This window comes from Streptomyces sp. NPDC057623, assembly GCF_042800355.1.
Taxonomy (GTDB): domain Bacteria; phylum Actinomycetota; class Actinomycetes; order Streptomycetales; family Streptomycetaceae; genus Streptomyces.
The window spans coordinates 67,130-84,495 of the sequence record NZ_JBHVGZ010000020.1 but is presented as its reverse complement, the minus strand read 5'-3'; the positions used below and the strand labels follow the sequence as shown (position 1 = coordinate 84,495).

Here is a 17,366-nt window from a genome sequence, read left to right as displayed (position 1 = left end):
ACAGGAGCCGCCCGCGCCGGTACCGAAGACCGCCGCTGCTCGGATGCCGGTACTCGCGCCGATGAAGAGCGGTGCCACGGACACCGAATGCCTGCCCGGCGCCGCCCCCGACTTCCTGGAGCATCCCGACGCGCACATCGCAGCCCAGGCCGCCGCGGTGGAGAACCTGCTCCGCTGTTGGGTACGCGAGACCCACGTCCAGGCACCCGACAACGGGCTCCTCCGCATCGCCCTGCCCGCCACCGGCACCACCCTGCTGGTCCCGGTCCACTACTGGTCCCCGACGGGTTGGCACCGCTTCGGCCTCCCGTACCTGGCCGACGCCCCGGCTCAGTCCCCGCCGACCGACGCGGTCACCCTCGCCGCACTGCTCCTCAGGGAGACGCCCGGGAACGGCAACCCTTTCTCCTCCGTCTGCGACTCCTCTGCCGCCACCCGCGTCCCTGGCCTGTCCGTCTCGTCGGCAGCCGCCGGACCCCCGAAATCCGTCGTACCTCCGCCACGTCCCGTATCCGAATCGCCCGCTTCTCCGACGTCCGCAAACCTGGCCGCCACCGGGATCTCCGCCGCGTCCAACGACCTCGTCGCCCGCGTCGCCGACTCTGTCCGACGTACCGTCACGTTCATCAGCGAGCGCCGTGAGAACCCCGTCGACTGCGCCGACCGCTTCCTCGCGGCCGAGCAGGCACTCTTGCTGGGGCACCCGCTTCACCCGACGCCGAAGAGCCGCGAGGGTCTCTCCGAGGCCGAGGCACGGCGCTTCTCACCCGAGTTGCGCGGCTCCTTCCCCTTGCACTGGCTGGCTGTCGCTCCCTCCTTGCTCGCCACTGACTCGGCTTGGACAGAACGTGGCCGTGTCGTCCCCGCCGCCCGGCTCACGGCCCGACTCGCAGGCCCGCAGCTGCCGTTGCCCGACGGGTACGCGGCCCTGCCCCTGCACCCCTGGCAACAGCGCGAGGTCCTGCACCACCCCGACATCGCCGCCCTGGCCGAGGCCGGACTGCTCCGGGACCTCGGAGCTCACGGCGCCGCGTGGCATCCCACCTCCTCCGTACGAACCGTCCACGCATCCGGTGCCACCGCCATGCTCAAGCTCTCGCTGGGCCTGCGGATCACCAACTCCCGCCGTGAGAACCTCCGCAAGGAGCTCCACCGCGGCGTCGAGGTGCACCGACTCCTGCGCAGCGGCCTTTCGACCCGGTGGCAGGCCGCGCACCCGGGGTTCGACATCATTCGCGACCCGGCGTGGCTCGCCGTCGACGGACCCGATGGCGTTCCTCTGCCCGGCCTTGACGTGGTGATCAGGCACAACCCGTTCAAGCCTTCCGACAACGTTTCCTGCGTAGCCGGGCTCGTATCGCCCCTTCCTCGCGCAGAACCCGGCACGGCCTCCGATCAGCCTCGGTCCGGCAAGGAGTTCCTCAGGTCCCGCCTTGCCGAAGCCGTCACGCGTCTCGCCGGCCGAACGGGCCGCTCTCGCGGAGCCGTTGCCGCCGAGTGGTTTCTGCGCTACCTCCAACAGGTCGTCCGCCCAGTGCTGTGGCTGGACGCCGAAGCAGGAATCGCCCTGGAAGCGCACCAGCAGAACACGCTGCTCCTGCTGGACGGTGACGGCTGGCCCTCGGGCGGCCGGTACCGCGACAACCAGGGCTACTACTTCCGTGAGTCCCGCCGCGCGGAGCTCGACGCCCGGCTTCCCGGCATCGGTGAGCACAGTGACACCTTCGTCTCGGACGAGGTCACCGACGAGCGTTTCGCGTACTACCTCGCGATCAACAACGTGCTGGGCCTCATCGGCGCGTTCGGTTCCCAGGGCCTTGCCGACGAACAGCTGCTGCTGGCCGCCTTCCGCCGCTTCCTCGGCGACCTGGCCTCTGGTCCCACCCGGCTGAGCACATCACTGCCCGCGCGACTGCTCGATTCACCTGTGCTGCGGTGCAAGGCGAATCTGCTGACCCGCGTACATGGCCTCGACGAACTCGTCGGTCCGGTCGACACCCAGTCCGTCTACGTCACCATCGCCAACCCCCTGCACAGCTGAACGTCGCTGTCGCCTTGCCTCTCGTCACCCCGCGCTTTCGGGCCCGGTCACCGCGGTCGCTCGCCTCCGTCCCCCCGCTTCCTCGCCGCCTTCGGCATCCGCCGACTCCCTTCAGCGACCCCCTGCATCCCTGAGGAACATGACCCACCCCGCCTCCCGAGAGGAGCGTCACTGTGCCTCCCACCGACGCGAGTGCCGACGCCGGTACCGCCCCAGTCACCGACCACGACCCCAGCGCAGACAGCGAGGACACGCTGGACATGCCCCTGCCTGATGAGCTCGTCGCGCTCCTCGCGGAGGACGCCGCTGCCGGCAGGGAGGGGAACCCGGGCGCAGGCGCGGCCCCAACCTCAGCGCCCCGAGTCGTAGTCGCAACCCCGGCCGTCTCCGACCTGCCGCTCGCCGACGATCTGCTTGACCACATTGCCGACTGGGGGCCGATCAGCACCCCCGCAGGAGTGCTTCACCTCGTCCCCGTGCGGATCGAACGAGACCTTCCGATCATCGACCGGTGGATGAACGACCCCGCCGTAGCGGCGTTCTGGGGGCTCGCCGGACCCCAGAACGCGACTGAGGAGCACCTCCGGTCGCATCTCACCAGTGACGGACGCAGCGTCCCGTGCCTGGGTCTGTTGGAAGGCACGCCGATGAGCTACTGGGAGATCTACCGAGCCGATCTCGACCCGCTGGCCCGGCACTACCCGGCTCGGCCCCATGACACCGGTGTCCATCTCCTCATCGGCGCCGTCGGCGACCGGGGGAGAGGACTCGGCGGAAGTCTCCTGCGAGCCGTCGCCGACCTCGCGCTCGACAAGCGTCCCGCCTGCGCTCGCATCATCGCCGAACCCGATATTCGCAACACCCCTTCTGTCGCTGCTTTCCTGGACGCCGGTTTCCGGTTCTCCGCCGAGATCGACCTGCCCGCCAAGCGGGCTGCCCTCATGGTCAGGGACCGGACTCTGCGCCACCTGCTGTGACGCCATGTCGCAGCGTCATCACTTCTGGTACACCGCTCGGGCCGATCGGGGTTCCGCTGCCGACGAGAAGCCGGATTCAGGTCCCGGCGACAAAAGACTGGATTCAGGTCCCGACGAGAGAGACTGGACTCAGGTCCGGGCGGCAAACCTGATTCAGGCCGAGTCGATCCCGCCCGCGGCCAGGGCTGATGGTCCGAGACGAGGCGCTCAGAACCGGGCCCGCGGAATCCGTACCTGCCGACCCCTGCCACAGCCGAAACAGCCCCGCCACATCCCATCCGCCGGCCCCGTCCGAACCGACCTGGATCACAGGCGTACACCTCGTGACCTCAATCGATCCGATCCCACACCCACCCGAGCCGATCCGATCCCCAACCGAGGAATGCCGGGTCTTGATCCCGCCGCTCGTCCCCACCGTGAGGGCCCGATTGTCAGTGCCGGGCCGTAGGGTGGTCGCGCTATGACGAAGCCCTCACTCCCCGAACTCCTGCATGCTGCTGTCACTGCCGTCGGCGGTACGGAGCGCCCCGGCCAGGTGACCATGGCCGAATCCGTCGCGGAGGCGATCGACGGTGATTCCCATCTGCTGGTCCAGGCCGGCACCGGCACCGGAAAGTCGCTGGGCTACCTCGTGCCCGCGCTCGCGCAGGGGGAACGCGTCGTCGTGGCGACAGCCACCCTGGCCCTCCAGCGGCAACTCGTGGAGCGGGACCTGCCGCGCACCGTTGACGCACTGCACCCTCTGCTGCGCCGTCGCCCCGAGTTCGCGATGCTCAAGGGCAGGTCGAACTACCTGTGTCTGCACCGCCTGCACGAGGGTGTCCCGCAGGACGAGGAGGAGGGACTCTTCGACCAGTTCGAGGCGGCCGCACCCACCAGCAAGCTGGGGCAGGACCTGCTGCGGCTGCGTGACTGGTCGGACGAGACGGAGACGGGCGATCGCGACGACCTGACGCCCGGTGTGTCCGACCGGGCCTGGGCCCAGGTGTCGGTGTCGTCGCGCGAGTGCCTGGGTGCTTCGAAGTGCGCGTACGGCGCCGAGTGCTTTGCCGAGATGGCCCGTGAGCGCGCCAAGCTCGCGGAGGTCGTCGTCACGAATCACGCGCTGCTGGCGATCGATGCCATCGAGGGCGCCCCCGTCCTGCCGCAGCACGAGGTCCTGATCGTCGACGAGGCGCACGAACTGGTCTCCCGGGTCACCGGAGTCGCCACCGGCGAACTCACGCCCGGCCAGGTCAACCGTGCGGTGCGCCGCGCCGCGAAGCTCGTCAACGAGAAGGCCGCCGACCAGCTCCAGACCGCCGCCGAGGGCTTCGAACGGCTGATGGAGCTGGCCCTGCCGGGACGGCTGGAGGAGATCCCGGAGGATCTCGGCTACGCGCTCATGGCGCTGCGCGACGCCTGCCGCACCGTCATCTCCGGGATCGGTGCGACGCGCGACAAGTCCGTGCAGGACGAGGACGCGGTCCGTAAGCAGGCGCTGGCGTCGGTCGAGACTGTGCACGACGTGGCGGAGCGGATCACGAACGGTTCCGAGTGGGACGTCGTCTGGTACGAGCGTCACGACCGTTTCGGAGCGTCCTTGCGGGTGGCTCCCATGTCCGTGTCGGGTCTGTTGCGGGAGAAGCTCTTCACGGACCGTTCCGTCGTTCTGACCTCCGCGACCTTGAAGCTCGGCGGCGACTTCAACGGCGTCGGTGCGTCCCTGGGGCTCGCTCCCGAGGGCACGGAGGGCGATGACCTTCCGCAGTGGAAGGGGGTGGACGTCGGCTCCCCCTTCGAGTACCGCAAGCAGGGCATTCTGTATGTCGCCAAGCATCTGTCGCGCCCCGCGCGGGACGGCGACCGCGTGGACATGCTCGACGAGCTGACCGAACTGATCCAGGCGGCAGGCGGCCGCACGCTCGGTCTCTTCTCCTCGATGCGAGGCGCGCAGCTGGCCGCCGAGGAGCTTCGTTCGCGCATCCCTGAGTTCCCGATCCTCCTTCAGGGCGAGGAGACGCTCGGGGAACTGATCAAGAACTTCGCCGGCGACCCGAAGACGTGCCTGTTCGGCACGCTCTCCTTGTGGCAGGGCGTCGATGTCCCCGGCCCCAGCTGTCAGCTGGTCGTCATGGACAAGATCCCGTTCCCGCGCCCGGACGACCCGCTGATGAGCGCCCGCCAGAAGGCGGTGGAGGACGCAGGCGGCAACGGCTTCATGGCGGTCGCCGCCACTCATGCCGCGCTGCTCATGGCCCAGGGCGCCGGCCGTCTCGTACGGGCGTCGGGGGACCGCGGCGTGGTCGCCGTACTGGACCAGCGACTGGCCACGGCCCGGTACGGGAGCTATCTGAAGGCGTCACTGCCCGACTTCTGGTACACCACGGACCGTAACCAGGTTCGAAAGTCGCTGTCCGCGATCGACGCAGTGGCGACGAAGGCAGAGGCCGAGGCTGAACAGTGATTGGGGGAGCCTGTCGCGGCGCCGCGACAGGCTCCCCCAATCTTGCATCCGCTGATTTCGGGTTCTGTGCACCGCACAGAACCCGAACAGCACAGGGCCCCGGAACCGGCGCAGGGGTCCCGGGGCCCGGTCAGAGGGCGCCGCCTTCGGCTTCGCCCGCAGCGGCCGTCACACGCGCCGCAGCACCGCCACCACCTTGCCCAGGATGGTCGCGTCGTCACCGGGAATCGGCTCGTACGCGGAGTTGTGCGGGAGGAGCCAGACGTGGCCGTCCTCGCGCTTGAAACGCTTGACGGTGGCCTCGCCGTCGAGCATCGCGGCCACGATGTCGCCGTTCTCGGCGACCGGCTGACGCCGGACCGTGACCCAGTCGCCGTCGCAGATCGCGGCCTCGATCATCGAGTCACCGACGACCTTCAGGACGAACAGCTCGCCGTCGCCGACCAACTGGCGGGGGAGGGGGAAGACGTCCTCGACCGACTCCTCCGCGAGGATGGGGCCACCGGCGGCGATACGGCCGATCAGCGGAACGTACGACGCGGCGGGCTTGCCGGTGGTGTCCGTGGGCTGCACGGAGGCGGCCTGGTCGGAGCCGCGCACCTCGTACGCGCGCGGGCGGTGCGGGTCACGGCGGAGGAAGCCCTTGCGCTCCAGTGCCATCAGCTGGTGTGCCACGGATGAGGTGCTGGACAGGCCGACCGCCTGGCCGATCTCCCGCATCGACGGCGGATAGCCACGCCGCTGCACCGAATCCCTGATGACCTCGATCACACGGCGCTGCCGATCCGTAAGCCCTGAGCTGTCTGCCCGGATGCCGGGAGGTCGCCCCGGCAGGGAGCGCTTGTGCGCCTCGGGATTCATGGCTTCGTTCATCGCATGCACCGGCTCGAGTCGGCCCTGGGAGCGGTCCTGGGCAGTGATGGTGGCACTGTCTGCGGTGGTGGTCACGTCGGCCCCTCTCGATGGTCTCCCTGCTGCACAACGGTAGTTGCTTTCGAAAGGTTGCGCCAAACACACGTTCGAGTGAAAAATCGCGAATCACCTGACGTGATCGTGTGTCCAGGTGTATGGCTGACGCGATGCCCGACGGGCAAAAGGGCTCATTGTTGTACCCTTCACCGCCGGGGTGACGACCTCGTAGGTTGCCGCCCCAGTCTGCCATCCGAGATCGGATCAGCCGGGAAGCGACCCCCCATCTGTGCGGGAGTCCCACGTCCCCTCCGTGCGGCGCTCACGGTATCTCCGTATGTGCCGTGGCGGTACGGCCGTGCACCAAAGTGTGCGGCGCGCCGGTGCGGACGCGTCGCGCGCGCCAGGGTCTGTGCGACACGCGGGGGCGGTGTCGATGTATGAGCCAATCCCCACATCTAGTGGTTGGATTGCGGCAGCAGCCCAGAAGTTGTGGTCCCCCGGGTCTTCGACCGCTCAGAGATCGCCTATGCTTGGGGCTGCTTCGAGGGGCCCATGAGGCCCAGCGAGGCTATTGAGTCTGCTGTGAGGAGGGTTGGAGTTATGCACTGCCCCTTCTGCAGGCACCCCGACAGCCGCGTCGTCGACAGTCGTACGACCGACGACGGCACGTCGATCCGCAGGCGCCGCCAGTGTCCTGACTGCTCCCGTCGTTTCACGACGGTGGAGACATGCTCACTGATGGTGATCAAGCGGTCCGGAGTCACCGAGCCATTCAGTCGTACCAAGGTCATCAACGGCGTCCGCAAGGCATGCCAGGGACGACCGGTCACCGAGGACGCGCTCGCCCAGCTCGGCCAACGGGTCGAGGAGGCGGTGCGAGCCACCGGAAGTGCCGAGCTGACCACCCACGACGTGGGGCTGGCCATACTCGGCCCGTTGCAGGAGCTCGACCTCGTCGCCTTTCTGCGATTCGCCTCCGTCTACCGGGCGTTCGACTCGCTCGAGGACTTCGAGGCCGCGATCGCGGAACTGAGGGAGGCGACGGGACGCCCCGCCGCGGACGACGACGACCGCGAGGACGACCCAGACGCAGTCACGGGGGGCCAGGAAGACGAGCGCGGGTCCGGAGGGACTGCACAGGTCCCCGTGCCCGCCAACGCCGCCGACTAGGGCGGGCCGGATCCGGTCTTCGGACCTCCGGATCCGGCCGAGGAGCGGCGACAGAAGACCTGCTGCGGGCGGCAATCGAACGGTGCCCGCAGCACCAGACAGAACACGTGCCACGGGGAACATCGGGGCACTTCAGGGCGTTTTAGCCCGTAGAGGGAGGCGGCATGACAGAGACGGCGAGCGGTCCGGCACGGAGTTCCCGCGCCAAGGGCACCAAGGCGACCAAGGGACTGCGTATCGAGCGCATCCACACCACCCCCGGCGTGCACCCGTACGACGAGGTGGCCTGGGAGCGCCGTGACGTCGTCATGACCAACTGGCGCGACGGCTCGGTCAACTTCGAGCAGCGCGGCGTCGAGTTCCCCGACTTCTGGTCGGTGAACGCGGTCAACATCGTCACCAGCAAGTACTTCCGCGGTGCCGTCGGCACCCCGCAGCGCGAGGTGAGCCTCAAGCAGCTCATCGACCGCATCGTGAAGACGTATCGGAAGGCCGGCGAGGACTACAAGTACTTCGCCTCGCCCGCCGACGCCGAGATCTTCGAGCACGAGCTGGCCTACGCCCTCCTGCACCAGATCTTCAGCTTCAACAGCCCTGTGTGGTTCAACGTCGGTACGCCCCAGCCGCAGCAGGTCTCCGCCTGCTTCATCCTGGCGGTCGACGACTCCATGGAGTCGATCCTCGACTGGTACAAGGAAGAGGGCATGATCTTCAAGGGCGGCTCCGGCGCCGGCCTGAACCTCTCCCGCATCCGCTCCTCCAAGGAGCTGCTGTCCTCCGGCGGCAACGCCTCCGGTCCCGTTTCCTTCATGCGTGGTGCCGACGCCTCCGCAGGAACGATCAAGTCGGGTGGCGCCACGCGCCGCGCCGCCAAGATGGTCATCCTCGATGTCGACCACCCCGACATCGAGGACTTCATCGAGACCAAGGTGAAGGAAGAGGAGAAGATCCGCGCCCTGCGCGACGCGGGCTTCGACATGGACCTGGGCGGCGACGACATCACGTCCGTCCAGTACCAGAACGCCAACAACTCGGTCCGTGTGAACGACACGTTCATGAAGGCCGTCGAGTCGGGCGGCAAGTTCGGCCTGACGTCCCGCATGACCGGCGAGGTCATCGAAGAGGTCGACGCCAAGGCGCTGTTCCGCAAGATGGCCGAGGCCGCCTGGGCCTGCGCCGACCCCGGCATCCAGTACGACGACACCATCAACCACTGGCACACCTGCCCGGAGTCCGGCCGTATCAACGGCTCGAACCCGTGCAGCGAGTACATGCACCTGGACAACACGTCCTGCAACCTCGCCTCGCTGAACCTGATGAAGTTCCTGAAGGACGACGGCAAGGGCAACCAGTCCTTCGACGTCGAGCGCTTCGCGAAGGTCGTCGAGCTGGTCATCACCGCGATGGACATCTCCATCTGCTTCGCGGACTTCCCGACGCAGAAGATCGGTGAGAACACGCGCGCGTTCCGCCAGCTCGGCATCGGCTACGCCAACCTCGGCGCCCTGCTGATGGCGACGGGGCACGCGTACGACTCCGACGGCGGCCGTGCCCTCGCCGGTGCCATCACCTCCCTGATGACCGGCACCTCGTACAAGCGTTCCGCCGAACTCGCCGCGGTCGTCGGCGCGTACGACGGCTACGCCCGCAACGCCCAGCCGCACCAGCGCGTCATGAAGCAGCACTCCGACGCCAATGCCGTGGCCGTCCGCATGGACGACCTGGACACGCCGATCTGGGCCGCCGCCACGGAGGCCTGGCAGGACGTGCTGCGCCTCGGCGAGAAGAACGGTTTCCGTAACGCCCAGGCGTCGGTCATCGCCCCGACCGGCACCATCGGTCTCGCGATGTCCTGCGACACCACCGGTCTTGAGCCCGACCTCGCGCTGGTCAAGTTCAAGAAGCTGGTCGGCGGCGGCTCGATGCAGATCGTCAACGGCACCGTCCCGCAGGCCCTGCGCCGCCTGGGCTACCAGGAGGAGCAGATCGAGGCGATCGTCGCCCACATCGCCGACCACGGCAATGTCGTCGACGCCCCGGGCCTCAAGCACGAGCACTACGAGGTGTTCGACTGCGCCATGGGCGAGCGCTCCATCTCCGCGATGGGCCACGTCCGCATGATGGCCGCGATCCAGCCGTGGATCTCCGGCGCGCTCTCCAAGACGGTCAACCTGCCGGAGACGGCGACCGTCGAGGACGTCGAAGAGGTCTACTTCGAGGCCTGGAAGATGGGCGTCAAGGCGCTCGCGATCTACCGCGACAACTGCAAGGTCGGTCAGCCCCTCTCCGCCAAGACCAAGGAGAAGGAGAAGACCGAGATCACGGAGAAGGCCGAGGCCGCCATCCGTGAGACGGTCGAGAAGGTCGTCGAGTACCGCCCGGTCCGCAAGCGCCTCCCCAAGGGTCGTCCCGGCATCACGACGTCCTTCACGGTCGGCGGGGCCGAGGGTTACATGACCGCCAACTCCTACCCGGACGACGGTCTCGGCGAGGTCTTCCTGAAGATGTCCAAGCAGGGCTCGACTCTCGCGGGCATGATGGACGCCTTCTCGATCGCCGTCTCGGTGGGTCTGCAGTACGGCGTGCCGCTCGAGACGTACGTCTCGAAGTTCACCAACATGCGCTTCGAGCCGGCCGGCATGACGGACGACCCGGACGTGCGGATGGCCCAGTCGATCGTCGACTACATCTTCCGCCGCCTGGCGCTGGACTTCCTGCCCTTCGAGACGCGCTCGGCGCTCGGCATTCACTCGGCCGAGGAGCGTCAGCGCCACCTGGAGACCGGTTCGTACGAGCCGTCCGAGGACGAGGTCGACGTCGAGGGACTGGCCCAGTCGGCGCCGCGCGCCCAGGAACTGAAGGCCGTCGTCGCCACTCCGAAGGCGGACACCGTGGCGGCCAAGCCTGTCCCGCAGCAGGCCCACACCAGCGCCGAGCTGGTGGAGATGCAGCTGGGCATCCAGGCCGACGCCCCGCTGTGCTTCTCCTGCGGTACCAAGATGCAGCGGGCCGGCTCCTGCTACATCTGCGAGGGCTGCGGCTCGACGAGCGGCTGCAGCTGACGCCGGGCAGGGGCGTGGCCCCGACGTCGGGTAGTCGTTGAGCTGCCCTGACGAGGCCCTTGATGAGGGGCGCCGACCAAGTGTCGGCGCCCCTCATTGCCGTATGCCCGGCGCACGTATGAGTCAGCTCAAGGCCGGCCAGTCGCGCCCATGGTCGCTGTGAACGTCGTCGGGTCGTCCTCGAAACCGTGGATGCCCGGGTGGAAGTCCCACGTGCCCGATCCCTCGCGCACGAACTCCGCGACCGTCGCAGCCGTCGACCCGAGGACACCGCCGAAGTCGTCCTCGGCCATGACGGTGTAGCCCTCGCGGATGCGCAGGGCCGGATTGACGACGCTGACGAAGGTGCGGGTCGCGGGGTTCTGCTGGATCACGACTCCGACCATCACGCGCGCGTACCGGCTGTCGAGGCGGTCGAGCTCCACGGTCAGGACCTCGTCCCAGCCGAAGCCCTTGCCGTCCTGGCTGTCCCGGTTGAGATAGATGGTGCCGTCGGGAGAGCGACTGTCGAAGTGCACGACGTATGCGGGATCGCCGTACGGATCGCTCGCCAGGTAGGTCGCGGCGACGAGGTCCAGATCGGTGGGCGGCTGCCCCACAGTACTGGGATCCCACTTGAGTGAGATCTCTACCTTCCGGATCCCCTTGTTGATGGCGTTCACCAGGCGTCCCCTTCCCCGTTCCGCTTATGTCCCGGCCTGAACTGCCCAGCAGAGAAGGCCGGTTGTCCATCCTGCCACGCGTGCGGGCGCGTACGCGGGGGAGCACTCCGGCCGAGCGTGACCGGCGCCACGTTCCATGGCCTTACGATGGCGCGGTGCTGGTCAAGTGGATTCGCTGCACCGTGGTGGACCGCCGCGGCTTCGAGCGGGGGCAGCGAAAGTGGGCGGGGCTTCTGGGGGAGCCGGGGTTTCGGGGGCAGGGTGGTGGCTGGAGTCGGGGGCGGCAGGGGGTGGCACACATCTTCTCCTTCTGGGAGAGCCGTTCCTTCTACGACTCCTTCATGGCGCGCTCCCACGACCGACTGGCGACGGCGCAGTCGGGCACCTACAAAGACATGCAGGTCAGACTCTTCGACTACCGCTTCGACGTGAAGACCGGCTTCGAGCCGCGCTTCACTGACGCGGATCTGGTCCGGGTGGCTCACTGTCGTGTCCATGAAGAACGGGCCGAACACTTCACGCTCATGCAGGAGAAGGTCTGGAACCCCGCCATGGCCGGTTCCCCGGGCATGATCCGCGGACTGTTCGGCGAGGCGCCCGGCCATGAGTTCCTGGTGTTGTCGATGTGGCGGTCGGCCGCTGAACACGGCAAGTACCGGACGGAGCGCGTGGAGCGACTGGCGCTGCGCGCCCAGATCGAGGCGGACGTCGCGGCCCTTACGGGTGACATCGTGGAACTCGAACCGACGTGGATAGTTTGATTTCCGGACCCGCTGGTGGTGCGTCTTGATGTGGCTGATGGTGCAGGAGATGTGTGACCTGCGCCGTATAGAGCCCTTACGAGTGCTCCATGTGCCGTGATCCGATCTAGGGTTTTGGCATGGCACGACCACGGCGCATCGTCCTTGTCCGGCACGGCGAGTCAACGGGCAATGTTGATGACACCGTCTACGAGCGTGAGCCCGACCATGCGCTCGCCCTCACCGAGAGGGGCCGGCTTCAGGCCGAGGGGACGGGCAAGCGGTTGCGGGACGTGTTCGGCCGTGAGCCTGTCAGCGTGTACGTCTCGCCCTATCGCCGGACGCACGAAACACTGCGCGCCTTTCACATGGATCCCGAGCTCATACGGGTGCGCGAGGAGCCCCGGCTGCGCGAGCAGGACTGGGGGAACTGGCAGGACCGCGATGAGGTACGCCTCCAGAAGTCCTATCGGGACGCGTACGGCCACTTCTTCTACCGGTTCGCCCAGGGCGAGTCCGGCGCTGACGTGTACGACCGGGTCGGTAACTTCCTGGAGAGCCTGTTCCGCAGCTTCGAGGCGCCCGACCACCCGCCGAACGTGCTGCTGGTGACCCACGGTCTGGCGATGCGACTGTTCTGCATGCGCTGGTTCCACTGGACGGTCGCGGAATTCGAGTCTCTTTCGAACCCGGGGAACGCGGAGATGCGGATGCTCGTTCTCGGGGACGACGGTAAGTACACGCTCGACCGTCCTTTCGAACGCTGGCGAGATCCGGAAACCGTACGGGATCACCGGATAGAGTGGCAGGGCGATGACCGCTGACTCCTCTCCCCAAGGGCGCCTGGACCGCGCCCTGGCAAGCCTGCGCGGACTCGCGGTGGGGGACGCGCTGGGCTCGCAGTTCTTCGTCCCGGTGAACTATCCGCTGCTGAAGCGCCGAGAGCTGCCGTCCGGGCCCTGGCAGTGGACGGACGACACGGAGATGGCCTGCTCCGTCGTCGCCGTCCTGGCCGCCCACCACCGCATCGACCAGGACGTCCTGGCCCGCTCCTTCGCCGAACACCATGACTTCGACCGGGGCTACGGGCCTGCGGTCAACCGGCTGCTGCGCCTGGTTCGGGAGGGCGGGGACTGGCGTGAGCTGTCGGCCGCGCTCTTCAACGGACAGGGCTCCTGGGGCAACGGCGCCGCGATGCGGATCGCCCCCCTCGGCGCTTGGTACGCGGACGACCCGGAGCAGGCGACCCACCAGGCCGAGATCTCGGCCTACCCCACGCATCAGCACCGCGAGGCCGTCGTCGGTGCCATGGCCGTCGCCGCTGCCGCCGCGCTGGCCGCCGCACCCGGGGGCCCGCCAAGCCCTGAGTCGCTCCTCGACGACGTTGTCGCTCTCGTCCCGAAGAGCGCGGTCGGAGCAGGTCTGCGGCGCGCCCGGGACATGCTCGACTACGCCGACGCCGGCACCGTCGCGGCGGTCCTGGGCTGTGGACGACGTACGACGGCTCACGACACCGTGCCCTTCGCGCTCTGGTCCGCGGCGCGGGCCCTCGGCGACTATGAGCGGGCTTTCTGGACGACCGCGCAGGTCGGCGGCGATGTGGACACCACATGCGCCATCGTGGGCGGTGTGATCGCTTCCGGGAAGGCAGGATCGGCGCCGGCCGCATGGGCGGAGCGGACCGAGGCGTTCCCCGCGTGGATGCCCACATCGGCGTAGCGCAGTACCGCTGCCCGGCCGAACTGCTCAATGACTATCTGTGTATGCCAGGAACTCTGCGTAACCAGTCGTCCGTTGTCGTGGCAGATGGTGTGCGCCCCGCTGGGGTCGCATGCGCAGACGGCATACGGGCGGGCCCAGGGGGTGGAGTCGTGGAGTTCATGTCGGTGCTGGGCGTGCTGGGCGTGCTGGGCGTGCTGGGCGCCGCGGCGGCTGCCGCGTGGGGCGGCCTTCGGTTTCCGTGTCGCGACGGGGCTTGCCTGTCGTCGGTCGGCACGAGGGTGGTGCGGATGGCCGGCTCGTCATCCTCGCGGTCGGTCCCCCGGACGCGCCCCGGCCATCCGCAGCCCTTCGCGGGCCCGGCCGGATCAGCCGGCCATCGGGCCCGCCGTCCCGGAGAGGGCGTCCAGATCGCTCTTGCGGACCCGGATCACGAACCATGCGGTGGCCAGGGCGATTACCGCCATCGCTGCGGCCGCCACGAACCCAGTCGATATGCCCTGGGTGAGCACTTCGTGCCCCCACGGGCCGGGCAGCTGCTGCGTCTTGGCGAACTCCGCCTTCTGTTCGGCCGATCCCTCCGCCATGAACTTCGGAAGCTGCTTCTCCGCCTCGTCCCTGCTGGCCGAGCCGAACACCGTCGTCAGGATGGAGAGGCCCAGCGAACCGCCCACCTGCTGCGTGGCGTTGAGCAGCCCCGACGCCGCACCGGCCTCGTGCTGGGCGACGCCCGAGACCGCGGTGATCGTCAGGGTCACGAAGTTCAGACCCATGCCGAAGCCGAAGGCCAGCATCGGGCCGAGGACTCCGCCGACATACGAGCTGTCGGCGCTGATGAGCGTCTGCCAGGCCAACCCGATCGCCGTGAGCGCCGAGCCCACGAGCATGAACGGCTTGGGGCCGAGCACCGGCAGGAAGCGCTGCGACAGCCCGGCGCCGAGCGCGATGACGAACGTCACCGGAAGGAAGGCGAGGCCGGCCTCGATCGGGCTGTACTGGAGCACGTTCTGCACGAACAGCACGATGTAGAAGAACATGCCGAACATCGCCGCGGCCAGGCTGAGCATGATGACGTACGTGCCCGAGCGGTTGCGGTCGGCGAACATCCTGAGCGGCGTGATGGGCTCCTTGGCCCGCGACTCTATGAACGCGAAGGCCAGCAACAGGACCACCGCGGCGCCGAAGGACCCGATGGTCAGACTGTCCCGCCATCCTTCGTCCGCGGCGCGGATGAACCCGTATACCAGAGAAGCCATGCCCGTCGTCGAGGTCAGCGCGCCCGCGATGTCGAAGCGGCCGGTGTGCCGTTCGGACTCGCTGATGTACAGCGGCGTGAGCACAGCGATCACGATGCCTATCGGCACGTTGACGAAGAGCACCCATCGCCAGTCGAGCCATTCGGTGAGCATGCCGCCCGCGAGCAGTCCGATGGCGCCACCGCCGGCGGAGACGGCAGCGAAGACGCCGAACGCCCGGTTGCGCTCCGGGCCTTCGGGGAACGTCGTGGTGATGAGTGCCAGCGAGGTGGGCGACGCGATCGCGCCTCCCACGCCCTGGAGCACGCGCGCGGCCAGCAACTGCCAGGGCTCCTGCGCCAGTCCGCCGAGCAGCGAGGCGACCGTGAACAGCAGGATGCCGGACATGAAGACCCGGCGGCGGCCCAGGATGTCACCGGCCCGGCCGCCGAGAAGCAGCAGACCGCCGAAGGTGAGCGTGTAGGCGCTGACGACCCAGGTGAGGTCGGTGGTACTGAAGTTGAGGGCGTCTTGAATGTGCGGGAGCGCGATGTTCACAATCGTCGCGTCCGGTGGCGTTCCAACGGGCGTTATCAGGTTCCGAATTCGGGCCGCGGCGTGACGGCGGGAGTTGCCTGGTCACGGGGCACCGCACGGCGTCCGTAGGGCCGACGTACCCGTGGCGGACGGGGCGATCGGTTACGGACGCCGTGATCCGGGGGACGCGCGGAGCTTACGCGGCCGGGGCGCCGCCGCCCGCGCCGCTGAGGGCTTCCAAGTCGCTCTTGCGGACCCGTACGACGACCGTGGCGACTACGAATGCGAGGATGGCCATGGCGGCGGCCGGCATGAAGGCCGTGGAGATCCCCTGGGCGAGGACTTCGTGGCTCCACGGGGCGGGCAGCTGGTGGGTCTCGGCGAACGCGGCCTTCTGCTCCGGCGTGGCCTGGGCCATGAACGACGCGACTTGCTTGGTTGCCTCGTCGCGGCTGGCCGAGCCGAAGACCGTGGTGAGGATGGACAGACCGAGTGCACCGCCCACCTGCTGTGTCGTGTTGAGAAGGGCGGAGGCCGCCCCCGCCTCGTGCGAGGCGACGCCGGATACGGCGGTCACGGTGAGGGTGACGAAGTTGAGTCCCATGCCGAAGCCGAAGACCAGCATCGGTCCGAGCACCCCGCCGACGTAGGAGCTGCCCGAGTCGACCAAGGACTGCCAGGCCAAGCCGATGGCGACGAGGGTGGTTCCGGCTATTAGGAACGGCTTGGGGCCGAGCACCGGCAGCAGCCGCTGTGATATCCCCGCGCCCACCGCAATAACCACGGTGACGGGCAGGAAGGCCAGGCCGGCGCTGATGGGGGAGTAGCCCAGCACGTTCTGCACGAACAGCACGATGTAGAAGAACATGCCGAACATCGCCGCCGCGAGACTGATCATGATCACGTAGGTACCCGAGCGATTGCGGTCGGCGAACATCCGCAGGGGGGTGATCGGTTCCTTGGCACGGCTCTCGATGAACATGAACGCGGCGAGCAGCACCACGGCTGCACCGAACGCGCCGAGCGTCAGCGAGTCCCGCCAGCCGTCGGATGCCGCCCTGATGAACCCATAGACCAGCGCGACCATGCCGAGCGTCGAGGTGAGTGCTCCGGTGAGGTCGAAGCGGCCGGGGTGACGCTCGGACTCGTTGATGTAGCGCGGTGCGAGTGCGGCGATGAGGATGCCGATGGGCACGTTGACGAAGAGCACCCAGCGCCAGTCGAGCCAGTCGGTGAGCAGTCCGCCGGCCAGGAGTCCGATGGCGCCGCCACCCGCGGAGACGGCTGCGAAGATGCCGAATGCCCGGTTGCGCTCGGGGCCTTCGGGAAACGTGGTGGTGATGAGCGCGAGTGAGGTGGGTGATGCGATGGCGCCACCCATGCCCTGGAGCACGCGCGCGGCCAGCAACTGCCAGGGTTCTTGGGCGAGTCCGCCGAGCAGCGAGGCGAAGGTGAACAGCAGGATGCCGGCGATGAAGACCCTGCGGCGCCCGAGGATGTCCCCGGCTCGCCCGCCGAGCAGCAGCAGGCCGCCGAAGGTGAGGGTGTAGGCGCTGACCACCCACGTCAGGTTGGTCGTGGAGAAGTTCAGCGCGGTCTGGATGTCGGGCAGGGCAATGTTGACGATCGTGGCATCGAGCACCACCATCAGCTGGCACGCAGCGATGACCGTGAGTGCGATGCCCGGGTGTGACGGGCGTGAAGCCGGACCCGGTGGGACGGGCACGGGTGGCTGTGTCTGTATCTGATCGTGCGTCACAGAATGTCCCCCCAGAAACGAAGTAGTGAACGTGTGCGTTCACTACTCGCGACGATAGCGAGTCGGCCGTAGTGAACACAAGCGTTCCCTAAGGTGGTTGGCCGTG

Annotated in this window: 10 protein-coding genes and 2 pseudogenes; 8 read left to right on the top strand and 4 right to left on the bottom strand. The window is 68.2% G+C overall.

The features are described from left to right. Positions 1-61: 61 nt before the first annotated feature. From ACFU95_RS21785 to ACFU95_RS21775, 3 genes are all read left to right on the top strand, one after another. The gene (locus ACFU95_RS21785) at positions 62-2,041 is read left to right on the top strand and encodes an IucA/IucC family protein (RefSeq protein WP_383830110.1); all 1,980 of its coding nucleotides are present in this window, start codon (positions 62-64) and stop codon (positions 2,039-2,041) included. A gap of 173 nt (positions 2,042-2,214) precedes the next feature. Beyond that, positions 2,215-3,018 (top strand): GNAT family N-acetyltransferase, encoded by an 804-nt coding sequence (locus ACFU95_RS21780; protein ID WP_383829984.1) that lies wholly within the window; start codon positions 2,215-2,217, stop codon positions 3,016-3,018. 460 nt (positions 3,019-3,478) lie between these two features. Continuing rightward, a complete protein-coding gene (locus tag ACFU95_RS21775) occupies positions 3,479-5,464 on the top strand; it encodes an ATP-dependent DNA helicase (protein WP_383829981.1) in 1,986 nt (661 codons plus the stop codon). 168 nt (positions 5,465-5,632) lie between these two features. Here ACFU95_RS21775 and lexA read toward each other — a convergent pair whose 3' ends face one another. Then, positions 5,633-6,412: a transcriptional repressor LexA gene (lexA, locus tag ACFU95_RS21770; RefSeq protein ID WP_383829978.1), complete on the bottom strand. Its 780-nt coding sequence runs from the start codon at positions 6,410-6,412 to the stop codon at positions 5,633-5,635. Positions 6,413-6,976: 564 nt separating this feature from the next. Here lexA and nrdR point away from each other — a divergent pair. Next, positions 6,977-7,546, top strand: coding sequence for a transcriptional regulator NrdR (gene nrdR, locus ACFU95_RS21765; RefSeq protein WP_383829975.1), 570 nt, complete (start codon positions 6,977-6,979; stop codon positions 7,544-7,546). Positions 7,547-7,710: 164 nt separating this feature from the next. Continuing rightward, complete coding sequence (locus tag ACFU95_RS21760; protein ID WP_383829972.1) at positions 7,711-10,608, top strand: vitamin B12-dependent ribonucleotide reductase; 2,898 nt, start codon at positions 7,711-7,713, stop codon at positions 10,606-10,608. A gap of 128 nt (positions 10,609-10,736) precedes the next feature. Here ACFU95_RS21760 and ACFU95_RS21755 read toward each other — a convergent pair whose 3' ends face one another. Continuing rightward, the gene (locus tag ACFU95_RS21755; RefSeq protein WP_383829969.1) at positions 10,737-11,270 is read right to left on the bottom strand and encodes a TerD family protein; all 534 of its coding nucleotides are present in this window, start codon (positions 11,268-11,270) and stop codon (positions 10,737-10,739) included. Between the two features lie 155 nt (positions 11,271-11,425). Here ACFU95_RS21755 and ACFU95_RS21750 point away from each other — a divergent pair, with 155 nt between their 5' ends. The 3 genes and pseudogenes from ACFU95_RS21750 to ACFU95_RS21740 all read left to right on the top strand — a co-directional run bounded on the left by ACFU95_RS21750 (position 11,426) and on the right by ACFU95_RS21740 (position 13,729). Next, positions 11,426-12,031: a YdbC family protein gene (locus ACFU95_RS21750; protein WP_383829966.1), complete on the top strand. Its 606-nt coding sequence runs from the start codon at positions 11,426-11,428 to the stop codon at positions 12,029-12,031. A 119-nt stretch (positions 12,032-12,150) separates the two neighbouring features. Next, a pseudogene (locus ACFU95_RS21745) lies at positions 12,151-12,811 on the top strand (histidine phosphatase family protein). A 12-nt stretch (positions 12,812-12,823) separates the two neighbouring features. Next, positions 12,824-13,729 (top strand): ADP-ribosylglycohydrolase family protein, encoded by a 906-nt coding sequence (locus ACFU95_RS21740; protein ID WP_383829963.1) that lies wholly within the window; start codon positions 12,824-12,826, stop codon positions 13,727-13,729. A gap of 368 nt (positions 13,730-14,097) precedes the next feature. Here ACFU95_RS21740 and ACFU95_RS21735 read toward each other — a convergent pair. Next, positions 14,098-15,534: pseudogene (locus tag ACFU95_RS21735) on the bottom strand (MFS transporter); the annotation flags it as partial. Between the two features lie 163 nt (positions 15,535-15,697). Next, complete coding sequence (locus ACFU95_RS21730) at positions 15,698-17,227, bottom strand: MFS transporter (protein ID WP_383829960.1); 1,530 nt, start codon at positions 17,225-17,227, stop codon at positions 15,698-15,700. Positions 17,228-17,366 lie beyond the last annotated feature (139 nt).

Bases quoted from the DNA above. Each gene is read 5' to 3' on its own strand.
- ACFU95_RS21785 (WP_383830110.1), top strand. From the start codon at position 62: ATGAAGAGCGGTGCCACGGACACCGAATGCCTGCCCGGCGCCGCCCCC.
- ACFU95_RS21775 (WP_383829981.1), top strand. From the start codon at position 3,479: ATGACGAAGCCCTCACTCCCCGAACTCCTGCATGCTGCTGTCACTGCC.
- nrdR (WP_383829975.1), top strand. From the start codon at position 6,977: ATGCACTGCCCCTTCTGCAGGCACCCCGACAGCCGCGTCGTCGACAGT.
- ACFU95_RS21760 (WP_383829972.1), top strand. From the start codon at position 7,711: ATGACAGAGACGGCGAGCGGTCCGGCACGGAGTTCCCGCGCCAAGGGC.
- ACFU95_RS21740 (WP_383829963.1), top strand. From the start codon at position 12,824: ATGACCGCTGACTCCTCTCCCCAAGGGCGCCTGGACCGCGCCCTGGCA.